Origin of the sequence: Nocardia sp. NPDC059228 (genome assembly GCF_042754245.1) — a bacterium.
Taxonomy (GTDB): Bacteria; Actinomycetota; Actinomycetes; order Mycobacteriales; family Mycobacteriaceae; genus Nocardia.
Genome location: NZ_JBHZAL010000155.1, coordinates 1 through 1,148 on the forward strand (window position 1 = coordinate 1; position 1,148 = coordinate 1,148).

At 66.4% G+C, this 1,148-nt stretch carries 1 protein-coding gene and 1 pseudogene; both read left to right on the forward strand.

Annotated features, from left to right (window positions below):
* Window positions 1-388 (forward strand): annotated as a pseudogene (locus ACFXKA_RS43125) (hypothetical protein); the annotation flags it as partial.
* A partial coding sequence (locus ACFXKA_RS43130; protein ID WP_379431931.1) for a hypothetical protein occupies window positions 378-1,148 on the forward strand: 771 nt, incomplete at its 3' end. The pseudogene ACFXKA_RS43125 and the gene ACFXKA_RS43130, both read left to right, overlap by 11 nt.

A 1,148-nucleotide genomic window follows, 5' to 3' on the forward strand; every position in this document is an offset into this window, starting at 1 on the left:
GCTGAGCAGCCTGGACAAGGCGTACTCGCCGAACTTCTTCAAGAACGTCGGCCTCAACGAGGACGGCTCCACGCCATCAGGCCTCACCTTCGTGTCCAGGACCATGCCCGTCGGTACGAAAGTCACCGATCTGAGCGCTGACGCGGCGACCGTCGAAGTGTGGTCAACCGGTCTTGTGGGGCTTGCCGGCGAAGGCTCCACCAAGCCGGTCAGCAGTACCTGGTTCACCATCACCGAGAAGCTCAAGTGGGTCGGTGACGACTGGAAGATCGTGTCCTCGACGCAATCCGAGGGCCCGACACCGGTCAGCGGTGACAACCGAGCCTCCTCCGCCGACGAGATCGCCAAGGCTGTCGAGGGATACGGAGGCTTCACCTATGCGCGGTAATCGCCGCTTCGGCCTGTCCTCGCTCCTCGCCTCAGTGGCAGGCGCCTCCGCGCTGGTCATGATCTCGGCCACGAGCTCCTCCGCGGAACCGTCACCCTCGCCGAGCCCCAGCGAAAGTGACAATCCCTGCGATCTCATCGTCGGACTCGCCAAGGACTACTGCGAGGACGGCGAGTCAGGTGGATCCTCCCGCAACACCCCCAACGACCCCACCAGCGCCCTCGACCCCCTCACCTCCCTCGCGCGTGGCTGCGCCGACGCCGCCGCGTGGACCGTGGACACCCTCTCCAAGGCCGTGAAGGAGACCGCCACGGTCGACTTCACCAACGCCGCCTTCCTCTCCCAGTACGCCGTCGTCTTCGCCGCCGCCACCATCCTCACCCTCATCCTCTGGCTCCTCGCCGTCGCCAAGCGCGCCATCCGCGGCGTCCCCCTGACCACCGCCATCTCCGAGGCCATCGGGTTCCTCTGGCTGACCGTCCTCGCCTCCGCGTTCACGCCGCTCATCCTCTACACGCTCGTCTCCGCCACCGACGCCGTCACCGAGGTCATCGCCGGTGGGACCAGTGGGCAGACCGATGTGTTCTTCGGGACGTTCTCCGAGGCGCTGAAGAAGGACACCGAGATCGGCGGCGGGCCGATCATGCTCATCGTCGTGTCCCTCGTGACGATCCTCGCCGCCGGCATCCTCTATCTGGAGCTGTTCATCCGGGCGATCCTGCTCTACGTCGGCGCCCTCCTCGGCGTCGTCGTCTACGCC